The 18,233-nt window shown below is 73.4% G+C and carries 13 protein-coding genes; 9 read left to right on the forward strand and 4 right to left on the reverse strand.

The window, feature by feature from the left end:
- Positions 1–14 precede the first annotated feature (14 nt).
- Genes IF22_RS0129275 through IF22_RS0129285 form a run of 3 tightly spaced genes read left to right on the forward strand, consistent with a single transcriptional unit; the run spans position 15 to position 2,339 of the window.
- On the forward strand, positions 15–1,034 hold the full coding sequence (locus IF22_RS0129275) for a prephenate dehydrogenase (protein ID WP_030337546.1): 1,020 nt from the start codon (positions 15–17) through the stop codon (positions 1,032–1,034).
- 10 nt (positions 1,035–1,044) lie between these two features.
- The gene (locus tag IF22_RS0129280) at positions 1,045–1,692 is read left to right on the forward strand and encodes an SIMPL domain-containing protein (RefSeq protein WP_030337548.1); all 648 of its coding nucleotides are present in this window, start codon (positions 1,045–1,047) and stop codon (positions 1,690–1,692) included.
- Positions 1,692–2,339 carry a nucleoside/nucleotide kinase family protein gene (locus IF22_RS0129285; protein ID WP_030337549.1) on the forward strand — a complete coding sequence of 216 codons (648 nt, stop codon included), beginning with the start codon at positions 1,692–1,694 and terminating at the stop codon, positions 2,337–2,339. The genes IF22_RS0129280 and IF22_RS0129285 overlap by 1 nt, the downstream gene beginning before the upstream one ends.
- Positions 2,340–2,360: 21 nt before the next feature.
- Here the strand turns inward: IF22_RS0129285 and IF22_RS0129290 are convergent, their stop codons facing one another.
- Both IF22_RS0129290 and IF22_RS0129295 read right to left on the reverse strand, forming a co-directional pair.
- Positions 2,361–2,999 carry a dihydrofolate reductase family protein gene (locus IF22_RS0129290; RefSeq protein ID WP_030337550.1) on the reverse strand — a complete coding sequence of 213 codons (639 nt, stop codon included), beginning with the start codon at positions 2,997–2,999 and terminating at the stop codon, positions 2,361–2,363.
- Positions 3,000–3,044: 45 nt separating this feature from the next.
- Positions 3,045–3,602, reverse strand: a complete 558-nt coding sequence (locus IF22_RS0129295) for a sugar O-acetyltransferase (RefSeq protein ID WP_036412563.1) — start codon at positions 3,600–3,602, stop codon at positions 3,045–3,047.
- 138 nt (positions 3,603–3,740) lie between these two features.
- Between IF22_RS0129295 and IF22_RS0129300 the strand changes: the two genes are divergently transcribed.
- The gene (locus IF22_RS0129300; RefSeq protein ID WP_030337553.1) at positions 3,741–7,097 is read left to right on the forward strand and encodes a S8 family serine peptidase; all 3,357 of its coding nucleotides are present in this window, start codon (positions 3,741–3,743) and stop codon (positions 7,095–7,097) included.
- A gap of 51 nt (positions 7,098–7,148) precedes the next feature.
- On the opposite strand, the gene dapD is transcribed toward IF22_RS0129300, so the two are convergent.
- Complete coding sequence (gene dapD / locus IF22_RS0129305; protein ID WP_030337555.1) at positions 7,149–8,108, reverse strand: 2,3,4,5-tetrahydropyridine-2,6-dicarboxylate N-succinyltransferase; 960 nt, start codon at positions 8,106–8,108, stop codon at positions 7,149–7,151.
- A 78-nt stretch (positions 8,109–8,186) separates the two neighbouring features.
- On the opposite strand from dapD, the gene dapE reads away from it, so the two are divergent.
- On the forward strand, positions 8,187–9,260 hold the full coding sequence (gene dapE / locus IF22_RS0129310; RefSeq protein WP_030337557.1) for a succinyl-diaminopimelate desuccinylase: 1,074 nt from the start codon (positions 8,187–8,189) through the stop codon (positions 9,258–9,260).
- A 42-nt stretch (positions 9,261–9,302) separates the two neighbouring features.
- Here the strand turns inward: dapE and IF22_RS35230 are convergent, their stop codons facing one another.
- A complete protein-coding gene (locus IF22_RS35230; protein ID WP_156057972.1) occupies positions 9,303–9,470 on the reverse strand; it encodes a hypothetical protein in 168 nt (55 codons plus the stop codon).
- Positions 9,471–9,624: 154 nt separating this feature from the next.
- Between IF22_RS35230 and IF22_RS0129320 the strand changes: the two genes are divergently transcribed.
- The 4 genes from IF22_RS0129320 (at position 9,625) to IF22_RS0129340 (ending at position 18,205) form a co-directional block, all read left to right on the forward strand.
- Positions 9,625–10,491, forward strand: a complete 867-nt coding sequence (locus IF22_RS0129320) for an LOG family protein (protein WP_030337558.1) — start codon at positions 9,625–9,627, stop codon at positions 10,489–10,491.
- Positions 10,491–10,934: an LOG family protein gene (locus IF22_RS0129325; RefSeq protein WP_030337559.1), complete on the forward strand. Its 444-nt coding sequence runs from the start codon at positions 10,491–10,493 to the stop codon at positions 10,932–10,934. The genes IF22_RS0129320 and IF22_RS0129325 overlap by 1 nt, the downstream gene beginning before the upstream one ends.
- A 138-nt stretch (positions 10,935–11,072) precedes the next feature.
- Positions 11,073–14,627: an ATP-dependent helicase gene (locus IF22_RS0129335; RefSeq protein ID WP_036412555.1), complete on the forward strand. Its 3,555-nt coding sequence runs from the start codon at positions 11,073–11,075 to the stop codon at positions 14,625–14,627.
- An 86-nt stretch (positions 14,628–14,713) separates the two neighbouring features.
- On the forward strand, positions 14,714–18,205 hold the full coding sequence (locus IF22_RS0129340) for an ATP-dependent helicase (protein WP_030337562.1): 3,492 nt from the start codon (positions 14,714–14,716) through the stop codon (positions 18,203–18,205).
- The last annotated feature ends 28 nt before the right edge of the window (positions 18,206–18,233 follow it).

Below are 18,233 nucleotides of genomic sequence, written 5' to 3' on the forward strand. Positions count from 1 at the left end.
ATCGAGGTGTGCGGATGGTGGACAGGCCAGGTGCGCGGGTGCGGGCGGCGGTGGTCGGCACCGGCCTGATCGGTGGTTCGCTGCTGCTCCGGCTGGTGGCCGCCGGCGTCGACGTGGTCGGGTGGGACCCGGACGAGGCCACCCGGCGGGAGACCCGACGGGCGGGCGTACCCGCGCCGGACCGGCTGGTCGAGGCGGTGGCCGACCGGGACGTGGTCTTCCTGTGCGGGCCGCTGCCCACCCTGCCGTCGACGCTGGTCGAGGTGGCGGCGATGACCGGTGAGCGGTGTGTGCTGACCGACGTCGGCAGCACCAAGGAACAGGTGGCGGCGTTCGCCGCCGCGCAGGGGCTGACGCACCGGTTCGTGCCCGGCCACCCGATGGCGGGCACCGACCGGGCCGGGCTGACCGCCGCGCGGGCGGACCTGCTCACCGGCGCGGCCTGGGTGCTCTGTCCGGCCCCCGGGCCGGCGATCACCGCGTTCCGCTGGCTGGCCGCGCTGCTGGTGGAGCACTTCGAGGCCCGGGTGGTGCCGATGTCGGCCACTGAGCACGACTCGGCCGCCGCGCTCGCCTCACACGTGCCGCACCTGCTCGCCGGCGCGCTGGCCGGTGCTGTGCAGCGCGCACCACTGCGCGACGCGATACTCGCGCTCGCCGCCGGCAGCTTCTCCGACGGCACCCGGGTCGCCGGGACCCCGGCCGATCGGACCGCCAACATGCTGCTGGGCAACCGGGACCAGGTGCTGCGGGAGCTGGCCGAGGTCACCAGGTTCCTGGACGACCTGACCACCGCGCTGCGCGCCGACGACGCCGCCGGGCTCACCGCCCGGTACGACGAGGCGCGCGCCGCCCGCGCGGCGCTGCGCGACCGGCGGTTCGACGCGGACGACAGGCGGTTCCCGGCCGGTGGTGACCACGCCGCAGAGGTGTCCTGGCTGCGGGAGCTGGGGGTGAGCGGCGGCCATCTGAGCGGTCTGCACGTCGACGCGGACACTGTCTCCTACGCGGCGCGGCGTCCCGTGGCTGACTAGGCTGAGGGGCATGGCGGTGGACGGTCCGGTGGTGCAGGTGCGCGGCGAGGCGTACCAGGAGGTGCCGCCCGAGCTGGCCCGGTTCGCGGTCACCGCGACAGCCCGCGACCGGGACCGGGAGGCGACGCTGACCCGGTTGGCCGAGCGGGCCGCGGCGGTCCGGGTGCTGTTGGACGGCTCCGGGCCGGCGGTGGCCCGGCGGGAGACCGGCGACCTGCGGGTGTGGCCGGAGACCCGGCGCTCGGGTGAGCGGGTGGTCGCCTGGCACGGCAGTGTCACCACCACCGTCACCGTCACCGACTTCACCGCGCTGGGTGAGCTGATGCTCCGGCTCGCCGACCAGGACCAGGTCGAGGTGGCCGGCCCGTGGTGGGAGCTCCGTCCGGACAGCCCCGCCCATCGTGCGGCCCGGCACGCCGCGATCAGCGACGCGCTGCTGCGCGCCCGGGAGTACGCGGAGGCGCTGGGCGCGCGGGTCACCTCGTTGATCGAGCTGGCCGACGCGGGCCCCGTCGACCGGCCGATGTTCGCCCGTGCGGCCTTCGCCGGGGCCGCCGACGCGGGCGGTCCGCCGGAGCTTCAGCTGGACCCGCAGCCGCAGACCGTGCAGGCGGCCGTGCAGGCGCGGTTCACCATCAGCGACCCGGTTCTGGGCTGATGCCGCCGGCCCGGGTGCTCTCCGTCGACGAGCTGGTGGCGCGGGCGAAGGCGCTCGCCGAGGCGGGCCCGCGACAACTGCTCGGCATCGCCGGCGCGCCGGGGGCCGGGAAATCCACCCTGGCGGAACGGATCGTCGCCGAGGTCGGGTCGGCCGCCTGTCTGGTGCCGATGGACGGCTTCCACCTGGCGCAGGCGCAGCTGGTCCGCCTGGGCCGCGCCGACCGCAAGGGCGCGGCGGACACCTTCGACGTCAACGGGTACGTCTCGCTGCTGCGCCGGTTGCACCGGTTGGAGCCGACGTCGGTCTACGCCCCGGAGTTCCGCCGGGAGTTGGAGGAGCCGGTGGCCGGCGCCATCGAGGTGCTGCCCTCGGTCCGGCTGGTGGTGACCGAGGGCAACTACCTGTTGCTGCGGGATTTCCCCTGGCAGGAGATCCGACCGCTGCTGCACGAGGCGTGGTTTCTCGACCTGGAGGCCGAGGTGCGGCACCGCCGGCTGACCGCCCGGCACGAGGCGTTCGGTAGGTCCCCGGAGCAGGCGCGGGCGTGGGCGCTGGGCAGCGACGAGGCGAACGCGGCCCTGATCACCCCCACCGCCGACCGGGCTGACCTGGTGGTCCGTCTGTCGGAGCCCCCGCCGGCCTGACCACGGGCCAGCCGGGACGCGCTACTGCTCGACGCCGCGTCCCGGGCGGCTCATGTCCCCGGTGCCGGGCGTCCCGGCGGCGAGGCCGTACCGCAGGAGCACCGCGCCCCTGCCGGAGGTGGCTGGCGGTTCGAGCAGGGTCAGGTTCGCGGGCACCGCGCCGCCGTCGAACACCTTCTTGCCGACGCCCAGCACGATGGGGAAGATCCACAGGTTGAGCTGGTCGAAGAGGCGCTCGTGCAGCAGCGTCTGCACCAGGTTCAGGCTGCCGATCACGTGGACCTTCTCGTGCTTGTCCCGCACCGCCCGGACGGCGGTCGCCAGGTCGGGTCCGAGGTGTGTCGAGCCCTCCCAGCCCAGATCCGGGTTGCCGCGTGAGGCGACGTACTTCGGGATGCTGTTGAACAGGGTGGCGATTCCGCCGTCGACGCCGTCGGCCTGGTGCGGCCAGTACGCGGCGAAGATGTCGTAGGTCCGGCGGCCCAGGAGCAGCGCGTCCATGCCCCGCATGCCGTCCATGACCTGGCGGCCGCCCGTCTCGTCGAACAGGGGCGCCTGCCACCCTCCGTACGGGAAGCCTTCGGGGTCCTCCTCGGGACCACCCGGGGCCTGGGCGACCAGGTCGAGTGTCGCGAACAGGTCAATGTGGATCGTGCCCATGCTGTCCTCCGTGTTCCCGCTCGAGTTAGCCCTCGATGGCGCACCCTAGTCGAGTTGACGGACGGGTCGGGCGGGGTTGCCGACCGCCACGACGTTGGCGGGCAGGTCCCGGGTGACCACGGCGCCCGCCCCGACGACGGTGTTCACGCCGATCGTCACGCCGGCCAACACGATCGCGCCACCGCCGAGCCACACGTTGTCGCCGATGGTGATCGGTCGGGCCGCCTCCCACTTGTCCCGTCGCGGGCCGGGTTCGACCGGGTGTGTCGGGGTGAGCAGCTGCACGTTCGGGCCGACCTGGACGTCCGCGCCGAGGGTGATCCGGCCGACGTCGAGGAAGACGGCGTTGTAGTTGACGAAGCTGCGCGGGCCGATTCGGATCTGCCAGCCGTAGTCGCAGTAGAACGGCGGGCGGATCCAGGTGTCCTCGCCCAGTTCGCCGAGGAGGTCCCGCAGCGCCGCGATCCGGGCCTGGGGGTCGTCGGCGGGACTGGTGTTGAAGCGTTCCATCAGCCGGGCGGCCCGGGCCAGGTCGGCGACGATGTCCGGATCGTCGGCCAGGTACGGCTCGCCGGCGAGCATCTTGTCCTTCATGGAGGTCACCGCCCGATCATGCCGGCCCGGTTCGTCGGCTCGTGGCGGGTCCGTCATTTTTTGTACTTCATTTTGCATACCCAGTATGTAATTGTGGGATGTCAATGCGACTCCCATGTATCAAAGACGCTTGACCAGGAGGATCCGTTGCATCAGACAAGAAGATTGGCCGCCGTCGGCCTCGTGCTCACGCTGGCGCTCTCCGCGCCGGCTCCCGCCTCAGCCACGGCCGCCGCGCCCGCCTCACCCGGCGGCACCGGCCAGACCACGCCGGGTGGACCCACCGCCAACCGCTCGACCACCGTCACGCTGATCACCGGTGACCGGGTCACCGTCACCGCCTCCGGCGCCGCGGTCCGGCCCGGCGCCGGCCGGGAGAGCGTGCAGTTCCTCGTCCGGCGCGAGCGCGGACGCCTCTCGGTGACGCCGACGGACGCGCTGCCGTTGCTGCGTTCGGGCCGGGTGGACCGGCGACTCTTCGACGTCACCGGGCTGGTCGAGGCGGGTTACGACGACGCCCACCGGGACACCCTGCCGCTCCTGGTGACGTACGGCGCGACGGGTGCCGCCCGGCGTGCCCCGGCCGCGCTGCCCGGCACCCGGCAGACCCGCGACCTGCCGGTGATTCGCGGCGCCGCGCTGGCCAGCGACAAATCCTCTTTGGGCGCGGTCTGGGAGACGGTGACCACCGGTCCCGCTGGGGCCCGGCTCGACGCGGCAGGGGGCGTCGAACGGATCTGGCTGGACGGCCGTCGACGGGTGACCCTCGACCACAGCGTGCCGCAGATCGGCGCGCCCGCCGCCTGGGCGGCCGGGTTCACCGGCGCGGGAGTGTCCGTCGCGGTGCTGGACACCGGCGTCGACGCGACGCACCCCGACCTGGCCGGCAAGGTGGCCGAGGCGCGCAACTTCACCGAGGCCACCGACGCTCGGGACACGGTCGGTCACGGCACCCACGTGGCCTCGACCATCGCGGGCAGCGGCGCGGCCTCCGGCGGCAAGTACCGGGGTGTGGCGCCGGACGCGACGCTGCTGGACGGCAAGGTCTGTGAGGACGCCGGCTGCAGTGACTCGGCGATCCTCGCCGGGATGCAGTGGGCCGCTGTCGAGAAGAAGGCCGCCGTGGTCAACATGAGCCTCAGCGGCTGGGACACCCCCGAGGTGGACCCGCTGGAGGAGGCCGTGCAGACGCTGACCGCGCAGACCGGCACCCTCTTCGTCCTCGCCGCCGGCAACGACGGCTCGGACGGCTCGGTGGGCTCCCCGGCCAGCGCCGACGCCGGGCTCGCCGTGGGCGCGGTGGACCGGGACGACGAACTGGCCGACTTCTCCAGCCGGGGTCCCCGGGTCGGCGACGACGCGGTGAAGCCGGACATCACCGCGCCCGGCGTCGACATCGTCGCCGCCCGGTCCGCCAACGGCTTCATCGGCGATCCGGTCGACGACCGTTACGTCACCATCTCCGGCACCTCGATGGCCACCCCGCACGTGGCCGGGTCGGCCGCGCTGCTGGCCCAGCAGCACCCGGGATGGCGGGCCGACCGGATCAAGGCCACCCTGATGGCCGCCGCCAAGCCGCACCCGGAGCAGACCGCCTACCAGCAGGGAGCCGGGCGGGTCGACGTCGCGCACGCGATCACCCAGCAGGTCACCACCGACCCGGTGAGTGTCTCGTTCGGGCGTGCGCTCTGGCCGCACGGTGACGACGCGCCGATCACCCGCACGGTGACCTGGCGCAACGACGGTCCGGCGGCGGTCACCCTGGAGTTGAGCGTCGAGGGCGCCGGCCCCGGCGGTCGCGCGCTGCCAGCCGGCCTGTTCCAGTTGGGTGCCAACCAACTCACCGTGCCGGCCGGCGGCACGGCCGCCACGACCGTCACCACCGACACCCGCCTCGGCGACGCCGACGGCTACTGGACCGGGCGGATCGTGGCCCGATCCGGGGCGGCGGTCGCGGTCACCCCGTTGGCAGTGAACCGGGAGGTGGAGAGCTACACGCTGACAGTGGAGCACCTGAACCGGGCCGGTGAGCGCACCGCTGACCACTGGACGTTGCTGCTCGGGATGGACACCTTCGGCGCCTGGGACGTCGTCAGCTCCGACGGGGTGGCCAGCGTTCGGGTGCCGAAGGGGCGCTACGGCCTCAGCGGTCTGGTCTTCGAGCCCGGTCCGGAGGATGAGCCGCGCGGGATGTCCCTGTTGGCGCAGCCCGAGGTGACAGTCGAGCGGGACACCCGGATCGTGGTGGACGCCCGCCGCGCCAAGCCGGTGCGGACGACCATTCCGGACCGGACCGCCGTACCGCTCCTGATCGACGTCAGCGGCAACTTCACCGCCGACGACGGCAGCGCGTACACCGTCGGCCTCTGGGCCGAGACGTTCGCCGACCTGACCAGCGGTCAGCTCGGCAAGCCGAGCCCCGCCGACCGGTTCGTCGCCACCGTCAGCAGCCAGTGGACCACGCCGGACCCGACCAACAGCCCGTACCTGTACGCGCTGGCCGAGGCGATCCCCGGCCGGATGCCGACCGGGTTCGTCCGTGACTACACCCGACGGGACCTGGCAACCGTCGTGCACCGGTTCCGTGGCGGCTACCCGGGCATGCAGGCCGAGCGGATCGTGTACCCCGTACTGGAGTACAACGTCGGCGGCTCCGCCCTGATCCTGCCCACCGCCGTGCCCGGCCAGCGGGTCGAGCACTACAACACCAAGGGGGTGACGTGGGAATCCGAGGTCTCCTTCGGGACGGTGGACGACGAAGGCTGGTTGAACCCGCAGACGGTGCTGTTCTCCGTCCCCACCGCGTACCGGGCTGGGCGGACGGTGCAGGAGATCTGGAACCAGGGCCCGTACGGACCGTCGTTCCCGAAGCCGCGCTGGCCGCACCAGAGCGTCACCCGCGACGGCGACACGATAGTGGTCGACGTGCCGATCCACAGCGACGCGGCCGGGCACCCGGGCGGCTCACTGAACGACAGCGAGCAGACCAAGCTCTGGCGCAACGGCAAGCTGGTCGGCGAGAGCGAGTACGCCGGCTACGGCGAGTTCGCAGTGCCGCCGGGCAAGGCGGACTACCGGCTCGTCACGTCGGCGAAGCGCAGCTTCACCGACCTGAGCACCGAGGTGGAGTCCAGCTGGACCTTCCGGTCGCGGCACGTCGCCGGTGACACGCCGGCCCGACTGCCACTGTCGGTGGTGCGCTTCGCGCCGCCGCTGCGGGTCGACAACAGCGCTCCGGCCGGTCAGGGCTTCGTCATCCCGGTACGGGTGCAGCGGCAGCCCGGCGCGCCGAGCGCCCGGGTGGAGAAGCTCACCGTCGACGTCTCCTATGACGGCGGGAAGACCTGGGGCAGGGCGAAGCTGGTCCGCACCTCGGCCGACGGCTGGTCGGCGCTGTTGCGGCATCCGGCCGGCACCGGCCACGTGTCGCTGCGGGCCACCGCCCGGGACACCGCCGGTAACACGGTGACCCAACGGATCATCCAGGCGTACCGGTTGCGCTGAGGCGTACCCCGTCCGGGCCCGCGGCCGAACGCCGCGGACCCGGCGGGGCCGTCAGTCGTTGGCGTGCAGGGCGGCGTTCAGCTCGATGCCCCGGCCGGTGCGCGGCCGGGCCTCCAGCCCGCCGGTGACCGAGTTGCGCCAGAACAGCAGCCCGTCGACGCCGGACAGCTCCCGGGCCTTGACGACGCGGCCGTCGGGGAGCGTGATCTTCGACGCGGCGGTGATGTAGCAGCCGGCCTCGACCACACAGTCGTCGCCGAGCGAGATGCCGACGCCGGCGTTCGCGCCGACCAGGCTCCGCTCACCGATGCTGATCTTGTCGGTGCCGCCGCCGGAGAGGGTGCCCATGATGGAGGCCCCGCCGCCGATGTCGGAGCCGTCGCCGACCAGCACGCCCTGCACGATCCGCCCCTCGACCATCGAGGTGCCCACGGTGCCGGCGTTGAAGTTGACGAAGCCCTCGTGCATCACTGTGGTGCCGGCCGCCAGGTGCGCGCCCAGGCGGACGCGATCGGCGTCGGCGATCCGCACCCCGGACGGCACCACGTAGTCGGTCATCCGGGGGAACTTGTCCACCCCGTACACCGACAGGTGCCGGCCGGCCGCCCGCTCGATCACCCGCAGCTCGTCCACCCGCTCCGGTGGGCACGGCCCGGCGGACGTCCAGGCCACGTTGGCCAGCTTGCCGAAGATGCCGTCCAGGTTGACCTGGTTGGGTCGCACCAGGCGGTGCGAGAGCAGGTGCAACCGGAGGTACGCGTCGGAGGCGTCCTTGATCGGGTCGTCCAGCGAGCCGATCACGGTGACCACCTGCACGGTACGCAGACCGGGCAGCGGCCGGTCACCGAGCGCGGCCGGCGGCAGGTCGAGCACGTCCGCCTTGTCCTCGCCGGCGACCAGCGGCAGCTCGCCCAGGCCCAGCTTGCCGGTCGGGTACCAGGTGTCGAGCACCTGCTCGTCTGCGGTGACCGTAGCCAGGCCGATGCCCCAGGCGGAATCTGCGGACGTCACTGTTACACCTCTCGGTCACGGCCGGGCTGACCTCGGCTCGCTCCTCGCACTGACAGACCTGAAGGTACCGTGCGAACCATGGAGAACCCGCTGACCCCCGAGGTCCTCGCCGATCCGGTGCAGCTGACCCGCGCTCTGGTCGACATAGAGTCCGTGTCCCTCAACGAGAAGGCGATCGCCGACTGTGTCGAGGAGGTGCTGCGGGGCGTACCGCACCTGACCACCCACCGGCACGGCAACACGGTGATGGCGCGCACCGACCTCGGTCGGCCGCAGCGTGTCGTGCTGGCCGGGCACCTCGACACGGTGCCGTTGAACAACAACTTCCCGTCGACCATGCGCGGCGACCTGATGTACGGCTGCGGCACCTCCGACATGAAGTCCGGCACCGCGTACGCACTGCACCTGGCGGTCACCCTGCCCGAGCCGCGCTACGACGTGACGTACTTCTTCTACGAGGCCGAGGAGATCGAGTCCCGGTACAACGGTCTCAACCTCGTCGCCCAGGCGTTCCCGGAGTGGCTGCAGGCGGACTTCGCGGTGCTGCTGGAGCCGACCTACGGCATCGTCGAGGCGGGCTGCCAGGGCACCATGCGTTCGGTGGTCACCACGACCGGGGTACGCGCCCACTCGGCGCGCTCCTGGCACGGGGTGAACGCCATCCACGCCGCCGGTGAGGTGCTGCGGCGTCTCCAGACGTACGAGGCCCGCCGGGTCACCATCGACGGTTGCGACTACCGCGAGGGCATGAACGCGGTACGGATCAACGGCGGGGTCGCCGGCAACGTGGTTCCCGACCACTGCGAGGTCGAGGTCAACTACCGGTTCGCGCCGGACCGTACGCCGGCCGAGGCGGAGGCGCACCTGCGGGAGGTCTTCGACGGCTTCGAGGTGACGGTCACCGACATGGCTGCCGGTGCCGCGCCCGGGCTCGAAGCGGCCCCCGCGAAGGAGTTCCTGGCGGCGGTCGGCGCCGCGCCGATCGGCAAGCTGGGCTGGACGGACGTGGCCCGGTTCGCGGCGATGGGCATCCCCGCGCTCAACTTCGGCCCCGGCGACCCGAACCTGGCCCACCACCCCGACGAGCACGTCGAGATCAGCAAGATCCGCGACGGCGCGGCAACCCTGCACCGCTGGCTAGCCCCAGCCTGACCGGTCGCGGCCCGGCTTCCGTCGGTGATCAAGAGGTTTGCGTCAGCCTGGCCCGTTGTCGGCGACGCAAACCTCTTGATCGGCTCCGGACGGGGTGGGGGAGGTGGGGATCGGGTTCTGCTGGCGGGTGCGGCGGCGTTCGGCCACCACGTCTCGGATCCGTCGCTGCATCTGGCGACGGATCCGGATCATCTCGCTGTTGCTGATCACGCTGTCTCCTCCCCCGAAGGCGCGCGCCGGGGCATACCCGGTATGTGAATAGTAAGACGTACGGGAGCGTCGAATAGTTGCCCTTGATCGCGAACAATTTCTCGGCGTCCCCGCCCCGCGCACCCGGCCGGTGCTGCTCCACTACGGTTGCTCCATGAGCCAGAGCAACGGGCGGGAGGCCGGTCGCGGTCCGGGCCAGGAGCGGCATCGCGGTGCGGTCACCCTGCGCAGGGGGGCGATCCCGAGCAGCACCGCCGACCAGCGTCTGCTGGATTCGCGGGGGCGCGGCGACTGGAAGACCAAGGACGCCTGGCGCGCGCTGCGCATCCTCGCCGAGTTCGTCGAGGGCTTCGACACCCTCGCCGACGTGCCGTCGGCGGTCAGCGTCTTCGGCTCCGCGCGCAGCGCGCCGGACAGCGCCGAGTGCCAGTTGGCCGAGGAGTTGGGTGGCGCGCTGGCCCGAGCCGGCTACGCGGTGATCACCGGAGGTGGGCCCGGAGTGATGGAGGCCGCCAACCGCGGCGCCAGCGAGGCCGGCGGGCTCTCCGTGGGCCTCGGCATCGAGCTTCCGTTCGAGCAGGGCATCAACGAGTGGGTCGACCTGGCCATCGACTTCCGCTACTTCTTCGCCCGCAAGACGATGTTCGTCAAGTACGCCCAGGCGTTCGTCGTGCTGCCCGGCGGGTTCGGCACCATGGACGAGCTGTTCGAGGCGCTCACCCTGGTGCAGACCGGCAAGGTCACCCGGTTCCCGGTGGTGCTGATGGGCGTCGCCTACTGGCAGGGCCTGCTGGACTGGCTGCGCGACACGATGGCCGCCACCGGCAAGATCGGGCCGGTCGACCTGGACCTGATCTGTCTCACCGACGAGGTCAACGAGGCGGTCCGGTACATCGTCGAGGCGGAGGCCGTGCTCTCCGCCGAGCAGGAGGCGGTCCGCGAGGAGGCCGTCGCCCGGACCGGGGCGGACCAGCAGGCCGCCGCCGTCCAGGCCACCGAGCAGCCCCGGGATCACGACTGATGGCGGCGATCTGCGTCTTCTGCGCCTCCTCTCGTACCCTCGACCAGCGCTGGTTGGACCTGGCCGCCGAGACCGGTGCGGAGCTGGCCCGGCGCGGGCACACGCTGGTCAGCGGCGGTGGCTGCGTCGGCATGATGGGCGCGTTGGCCGACGGCGCCCGCTCCGCCGGTGGGCGCACCCTCGGCGTGATCCCGCAGTCGCTGGTCGACCTGGAGGTCGCCGACCTGGCCTCGGACGAGCTGCTGGTGACCGACTCGATGGCCACCCGCAAGACCGTGATGATCGACAAGTCGGACGACACCGACGGGTTCTACCGCCCCCTGTTGGACTGGCTCGACGCGCTGGCCGATCAGACCTTCCTGAAGCCCGCCGGCCGCGACCTGCTGACCGTGACCACCACCGTTACCGAGGCCCTGGACATCCTCGAATCCCACCTGACCTGACCCGCACCCCTCCGCCCCTGCGGTGATCATGAAGTTGTCGACGTCGCTGTCGGCGTGTCGCGCCGCTAACTTCATGATCGACGAGGTGGGTTGGGGTGTGGGTGGGTTGGTGTCGGATGGGTCTGATGGGATGAGCTGATGCAGGCGTACCGGTTGGTGCGGCGGCCCGGTGGGCCGGCGCGGGGGGACGGGGCGACGCCTGACGGCGCTTCCGTGCCTGCCAGCGACGGCACGTCCGGCGGCGGTGTCGGGGCGGCGGGTGGGTCCGCGCGCCCGGGTGGGTCCACCGGCGTCGGTGGGGCCGAGCGTGTGGTCGGGCCTGAGGTGGCGGTCGGCGGCGGCTGGCGGGCCGATCCGGTGCAGGCCGAGGTGGTCGGGCACACCGACGGGCCGATGCTCGTGCTCGGTGGTCCGGGCACCGGCAAGACCAGCACGCTGGTCGAGGCGGTCGCCGCCCGGGTGGCCGAGGGGGTCGACCCCGAACGGATCCTCGTGCTGACCTTCGGCCGCCGAGGCGCCACCGCACTGCGGCAGCGCATCGAGGCCCGCATCGCGCAGGACGGCCACCGGGTGCTGCGGGAGCCGCTGGTGCGCACCTTCCCGGCGTACGCCTTCGGGTTGCTCCGCCGCGCCGCCGCCGAGCGGGGGGAACCGTCGCCCCGGCTGCTCACCGGCCCCGAGCAGGATCTGATCATCCGTGAGCTGCTGGACGTGGTGGGCGAGGAGCCCGAGGACGACCCGGTCGGCTGGCCGACCGACCTGCGCCCAGCCCTGCGGACCAGGGCGTTCGCCGGCCAGCTGCGTGACCTGCTGATGCGCGCCGCCGAACGCGGGGTGGGCTCGGCCGACCTGGCCCGGCTGGGTGAGAAGCTCGGCCGCGCCGACTGGCCCGCTGCCGCCCGCTTCCTGCGGGAGTACGTGGCAGTGCTCGCCCTGCGCGACGTCAGCAACCGCGGCTCCATCGCGTACGACCCGGCGGAGCTGGTCCGGGCGGCCACCGGGCTGCTGCGCGACGACGAGGAGTTGCTGGCCGCCGAGCGCCGCCGGCTCGCCCACGTCTACCTCGACGAGTTGGCCGACACCGACCCTGCCCAACTGGAGCTGCTCTCGGTCATCGCGGGCGGCGGCAAGTCGCTTGTCGCGTTCGCCGACCCCGACTCGTCCACGTACGCCTTCCGGGGCGCCGACCCGGCCGGGGTGACGACGTTCACGCACCGGTTCCGGACGGCCTCCGGTGCGCCCGCCGCACAGGTGCTGCTGTCCACGTCGTACCGGGCCGGGCCGGGTCTGCTCGCGGCGATCGCCCGGCTGGGTCGCCGGTTGCGGGGTCCGGCCGCGCACCGCCGGCTGCACCCGCTGCCGGACGCGCCGCCTGGTGTGGTCGAGGTGCACACGTTCCGCTCGGCGACCAGCGAGGCCGCCTGGTTGGCCCACGCGCTGCGCTCGGCGCACCTGCTCGACGGCGTGCCCTGGTCCCGGATGGCGGTGCTGGTGCGGTCCACCGCGTTGCAGCTGCCCACCCTGCGACGGGCGTTGCACGCGGCCGGGGTGCCCACAGTGGTGCACGGTGAGGATCTGCCCCTGCACCTGCAACCGGCGGTCGCGCCGCTGCTGCTCCTGCTGCGGTGCGCACTGGAGCCGGAACGCCTCGACGAGGAGTCGGCTGTCGCACTGCTGCACTCGCCGCTGGGTGGGGCAGACCCGCTGGCCGAGCGGCGACTGCGGCAGGGCCTGCGGGCGCTCGCGCTGGCTGCCGGTGACCGACGTCCCTCCGGTGAGCTGATCGTCGAGGCGTTGCGCGATCCGGAGGAGTTGGCCGGCATCGACCGTCGCTGGGCGGAACCGGCGCAGGCGGTGGCCGGGCTGCTGGCCATCGCACGCGAGGCCGCCGATCGGCCGGGTTCGACAGCCGAGGACGTGCTCTGGGCCGTCTGGCAGGCCAGTGGTCTCGCCGAACGCTGGGCCGGCGCGATCAACCAGGGCCGCCCGGAGGCCGGCGAGGGTGACCTGGCCCGGCGACGGCGGGCCGAGGCGGCCGACCGTGACCTGGACGCCGTGCTGGTCCTCTTCGACGCGGCGGCCCGGTTCACCGACCGGCTGCCCGGTGCCCGTACCGAGGTGTTCCTCGATCACGTGCTCGCCCAGGATCTGCCGGCCGACACCATCGCGCCGACCGCCGACCGGGGTGCGGCGGTACGCCTGCTCACCGCGCACGCGGCGAAGGGCCTGGAATGGGACCTGGTCGCGGTGGCCGGCGTGCAGGAGGGCATCTGGCCGGACCTGCGGCTGCGCGGCAGCCTGCTCGGCTCCGAGCGGCTGGTCGACGTGCTGGCCGGCCGGTCGGTCGACGGCGCGAGAGCGGCGAACGTGGTGGGTCAGACCTCGGCGTTGCTGGACGAGGAGCGTCGGCTCTTCCACGTCGCCGTCAGCCGGGCCCGGCACCGGTTGCTGGTCAGCGCGGTGGCGTCGGCCGCCGTCGGCGGTGACGATCACGAGGAGCAGCCGAGCCGGTTCCTGCACGAGCTGATCCCGAACACCCCGCCCGGCACGCCGCCGCCCGGCACCCCGCCGACAGCGCCGGGCCCGCCGCCCGGTCCCCGCACCGAGCCGTCCTCCGGTGGCACCACCGCGGGTGAGGCCGGCGACGAGGGGCCGGACCATCCGGGGGCGCTGCCGGTGACCCGTCCACCCCGGGCGCTCACCCTGCCGGCGTTGGTGGCGGAACTCCGTACCGCCATCACCGACCCGGCCGCCCCGGCGACCCGGCGGCGCGCCGCGGCGGCCGAACTGGCCCGGCTTGCCGCCGCCGGAGTGCCCGGCGCGCACCCCGACGACTGGTGGGGGTTGCGGGCGCTCTCCGACGACCGGCCGCTCGTCGACGACGGCGACCCGGTGCGGGTCACCCCGTCGGCCATGGAGAGCGCGCTGCGGTGCAGCCTGCGGTGGCTGTTGGAACGGCATGGCGGCAGCGGGCCGACCAGCACCGCGCAGGGGGTGGGCAACCTGGTGCACGCCGCCGCGATGCTCGCCGAGGACGCCAGTGCCGACCGGGGCGCGCTGCTCGACTACGTGGCCGCCCGGTTCGACGCGATCGAGCTGGCGGCCCGGTGGATGGCCGGGCCGGAGCGGGAGCGCGCCGAGGCGATGGTCGACAAGCTGCTGCGCTGGCTGGCCACCAACCCGCGTCGGTTGCTCGCCATCGAGCACGAGTTCGCCGTCCGCCTGGACGATCCCCACCGGCCCGTCGAGCTGACCGGTCGGGTCGACCGGCTGGAGGTCGACGAGGCCGGGCGGTTGGTGGTGATCGACCTGAAGACCGGCAAGTCCACCGCTGTCACCGGCGCCGACCTGGCGGAGCACCCGCAGCTTGGCGCCTACCAGGCGGCGGTGGAGGCGGGGGCGTTCGCCGAGTTCGGTGACGAGTCCGGGGGCGCCGCGCTGGTGCAGCTGGGGACCACCGCCAAGGACGCCAGGGAGCAGAACCAACCGGCGGCCAGCGAGGGGCCGGCGGCCGGTTGGGCGACCGCGCTGGTCCGGCGAACCGCCGATACGATGGCAGCCGCCACGTTCGCGGCGGTGGCCAACTCGAAGTGCCGGGTCTGCCCGGTGCGCACCAGCTGCCCGGTCTCCGGGCAGGGGCGCCAGGTCGTCGAGCCGCCCACCGTCCGGCGCACCAGTGAGGGCGAGGAGTGAGCCGGTGTTGCGAGCCCCGCAGTCACGAACCAAGACGGCACAGTGAGGGCGAGGAGTGAGCCGGTGTTGCAGCCTGTGACGACACCGTGAGTCAGCCCACCCTGTTCGGCGCGGGTCCCGCACCGACGCCCCGGCTCGCGGACTCCGGCCCCCGGTACACGCCGGTGGAGCTGGCCAAGCTGCTGCGGTTGCCGGCACCGACCCGGGAGCAGGCCGCGATCATCGCCGCTCCGGTGGAGCCGCTGCTGGTGGTCGCCGGTGCCGGGTCGGGCAAGACCGAGACGATGGCCGCGCGGGTGGTCTGGCTGGTGGCCAACTCGTACGTGCGGCCGGAGCAGATCCTCGGGTTGACCTTCACCCGCAAGGCGGCCGGCGAGTTGGCCCATCGGGTACGCACCCGGCTCGACCAGCTGATCCGCCGCGTCGGCCGGCAGGGGCGGGACCCGTTGGACGATCCGCTCGCCGGTGAGCCCACCGTCTCCACCTACCACTCGTACGCGGGGCGGATCGTCACCGAGCACGGGCTACGGGCTGGCTACGAGCCGTCCACCCGGCTGCTCACCGAAGCGTCCCGCTGGCAGTTGGTGGACCTGCTGGTGCGCAACTACGACGGCGACATGTCCGAGGTGGACCGGATGCCGAGCACCATCACCGACGCGGTGCTGGCGCTCGCCGGGGAGTTGGACGAGCACCTGGTCGCGCCGGACGAGTTGGCGGCCTGGACCGGTCGGTTCTTCGCCGAGGTGCAGTCCCGGCCGGGTCGGGTGTACGCCGACGTGCGCAAGGCGCTCACCCTGCAGCAGACCCGGTTGCGGCTGCTGCCGTTGGTGCGGGCGTACGCCCGGCGCAAGGTGGACTTCGAGGCGATGGACTTCGCCGACCAGCTCGCCCGGGCGGCGCGGGTGGCCCGGGACCATCCGGCGGTCGGCGCGATCGAGCGGGACCGGTTCCGGGTGGTGTTGCTCGACGAGTACCAGGACACCAGCCACGCCCAGGTGGTGTTGCTCAACGCGCTGTTCGGTGGGGGGCACCCGGTGACCGCGGTGGGCGACCCGTGCCAGTCGATCTACGGCTGGCGGGGGGCCAGCGCGGGCACCCTGGACCGGTTTCCCACCGAGTTCGCCCGCGCCGACGGTGAGCCGGCCCCGGCGCTGGGGCTCACCACGAGTTGGCGCAACCGTCCGGAGATCCTCCGGGTGGCGAACGCGCTCTCCACCCCGCTGCGGGCGGCGGGTGCCCGGGTGCCGGAGCTGCGCTCGGCGTTGACCGTCCGGGACCCGATCCCGCACCGCAGCCCGGCCGGTGCGGCCGGGGGCACCGTGCACTGCGCGATGCTGCCCACGTACGCCGACGAGGCCGACTGGATCGCCGACAGCGTGCTGGCCGCCTGGCGTGGGGCGGCCGGGATGCCGGGCGTGGCCCCGGAGCACATCCCGGTGGCGCGGCGCCCGACGACCGCCGTGCTGGTTCGGGTACGCAGCCAGATCCCGGCGATCGAGTCGGCGCTGCGCGAGCGTGGTCTGCCGGTCGAGGTGGTGGGGCTGGGCGGCCTGCTGGACACTCCCGAGGTGCGCGACGTGGTGTGCACGTTGCGGGTGCTGGCCGACCCGACCGACGGGGCCGCGCTGTTGCGGCTGCTCACCGGTGCCCGTTGGCGGATCGGGCCGCGTGACCTGGTGGCCCTGCACCGCCGGGCTCGGGCCATCGCTACAGCTCGACGGCAGGTGGCCGCCGACGACGACGCGGAGATCAGCCCCGACCTGTTGGACGAGGCGACTCTGGTGGAGGCGCTGGCCGACCTCGGGCCGGCGCAGGCGTACTCGGCGGAGGGGTTCGCGCGGCTGCGCGCGTACGGCCGGGAGTTGGCGCTGCTGCGCTACCGACTGGACCAGGCGCTGCCGGACCTGATCGCGGACATCGAGCGGACCATCGGCCTGGACGTGGAGGTCGCGGTGCGGGCCGGCCGCGACGGCGCCGGCGACGCGGGCCTGGCCCGGGGGCACCTGGACGCGCTCGGCGACGTGGCGGCCCGGTTCAGCGGGGAGACGCCCGGCGCCACCCTGTCCGGTTTCCTGTCCTATCTGACCGCCGCCGAGGACGAGGAGCGTGGTCTGGCGCCGGGCGAGGTCGAAGTGGTGGAGGGCGCGGTGCAGGTGGTCACCGCACACGCCGCCAAGGGTCTGGAGTGGGACGTGGTGGCGGTGGCCGGGCTCAGTCGCGGGCTGTGGCCCGGGCCGGTCCGCAACTCCGACCACTGGTTGGGCGGGCTGGGCGTGCTGCCGTTCCCGCTGCGCGGTGACGCCGACGGGCTGCCCGAGTTGGCGCTCGACGAGGCGGGCGACCAGCGGGCCGTGGCGCGGGCGGTGACCGACTTCACCGACGCGTGGCGGGCCCACGACGAGCGGGAGGAACGCCGGCTGACGTACGTGGCGGTGACCCGGCCGCGCCGGCTGCTGCTCTGCTCCGGTTACTGGTGGGGGGAGGGCACGAAGCGACCGCGAGGTCCGTCGGTCTTCCTGCGTGAGGTGTACGACGCCTGCCTCGACGGTGGGCCGGGGCACCTGATCGACGTGTGGGCACCGGAGCCGACCCCGGACGCGACGAACCCCACGGCCGAGGTGGTGCTCCGCGCGGAGTGGCCGGCCGACCCGTTGGGTGGTCGCCGGCCGGCGCTGGCCGAGGCTGCCGGGCTGGTGCGTCGCCTGATGGCCGACGGTCCGGCGGCGGCGCTCCCGGGACCGGTCGGGCCGGTCCTCCCCGGGCCGGTCGGGTCGAGTGGCTCGGTGCCCGCCGGATCGGTGGCGGCGGCCGGCTCGGCGCCCGCCGGGTCGGTGATGCCGGGCGGGCCGACTGTCGAGGCGGCCGAGCCGGAGGTGGACCCGGAGGTGGCGCGCTGGCAGCGTGAGGCGGATCTGCTGCTGGCCGAGCGCGCCGAGCTGACCCGGCTCTCCGGCGCGGTAGAGGTGGCGCTGCCCGGGGCGCTGAGCGTCACCCAGCTCGTCGCGTTGCGGCGCGATCCGGCGGCGCTGGCCCGTACGCTGCGCCGGCCGGTGCCGACCGAACCCAACCCGTACGCGCGTCGGGGCACCGCCTTCCACGCCTGGTTGGAGCAGCGCTTCGGCGCGGACCGCCTGTTGGACCTGGACGAACTGCCCGGCGCTGCCGATGCCGATGCCGCACCCGACGAGGCGCTTGTCGAGCTTCAGGAGCGGTTCCTGGCCAGCGAGTGGGCCGACCGGTCACCGGTGGAGGTGGAGGTGCCGTTCGCCACGGTGATCGCCGGGGTGGTGGTACGGGGCCGGATGGACGCGGTCTTCGCCCGGCCGGGTGGCCGGTTCGACGTGGTCGACTGGAAGACCGGCGCGCAGCCCACCGGGCCGGCGGCTGAGGTGGCCTCCGTGCAGCTGGCCGTGTACCGGCTGGCCTGGGCGGAGTTGGCCGGTGTGCCGGTCGAGCGGGTGGGCGCGGCGTTCCACTACGTCCGGCACGGGGTGACCGTACGGCCCGCCGACCTGCTGGATGTGGCGGGCCTCACGGCCATGATCGCCCAGTTGCCCGAGGATTCTGCCCAACATTGACCACTGCGGGGAAAACCGTGGTAGGTTG

It is taken from the genome of Micromonospora parva (assembly GCF_000718515.1).
GTDB classification, from domain to species: domain Bacteria; phylum Actinomycetota; class Actinomycetes; order Mycobacteriales; family Micromonosporaceae; genus Micromonospora; species Micromonospora parva.

What these genes read in the sequence shown, in the direction of transcription:
- IF22_RS0129335 (WP_036412555.1), top strand. Translation starts at nt 11,073, where the DNA reads ATGCAGGCGTACCGGTTGGTGCGGCGGCCCGGTGGGCCGGCGCGGGGG.
- IF22_RS0129280 (WP_030337548.1), top strand. Translation starts at nt 1,045, where the DNA reads ATGGCGGTGGACGGTCCGGTGGTGCAGGTGCGCGGCGAGGCGTACCAG.
- IF22_RS0129325 (WP_030337559.1), top strand. Translation starts at nt 10,491, where the DNA reads ATGGCGGCGATCTGCGTCTTCTGCGCCTCCTCTCGTACCCTCGACCAG.
- IF22_RS0129275 (WP_030337546.1), top strand. Translation starts at nt 15, where the DNA reads ATGGTGGACAGGCCAGGTGCGCGGGTGCGGGCGGCGGTGGTCGGCACC.
- IF22_RS0129320 (WP_030337558.1), top strand. Translation starts at nt 9,625, where the DNA reads ATGAGCCAGAGCAACGGGCGGGAGGCCGGTCGCGGTCCGGGCCAGGAG.
- IF22_RS0129290 (WP_030337550.1), bottom strand. Translation starts at nt 2,999, where the DNA reads ATGGGCACGATCCACATTGACCTGTTCGCGACACTCGACCTGGTCGCC.
- IF22_RS0129285 (WP_030337549.1), top strand. Translation starts at nt 1,692, where the DNA reads ATGCCGCCGGCCCGGGTGCTCTCCGTCGACGAGCTGGTGGCGCGGGCG.
- dapE (WP_030337557.1), top strand. Translation starts at nt 8,187, where the DNA reads ATGGAGAACCCGCTGACCCCCGAGGTCCTCGCCGATCCGGTGCAGCTG.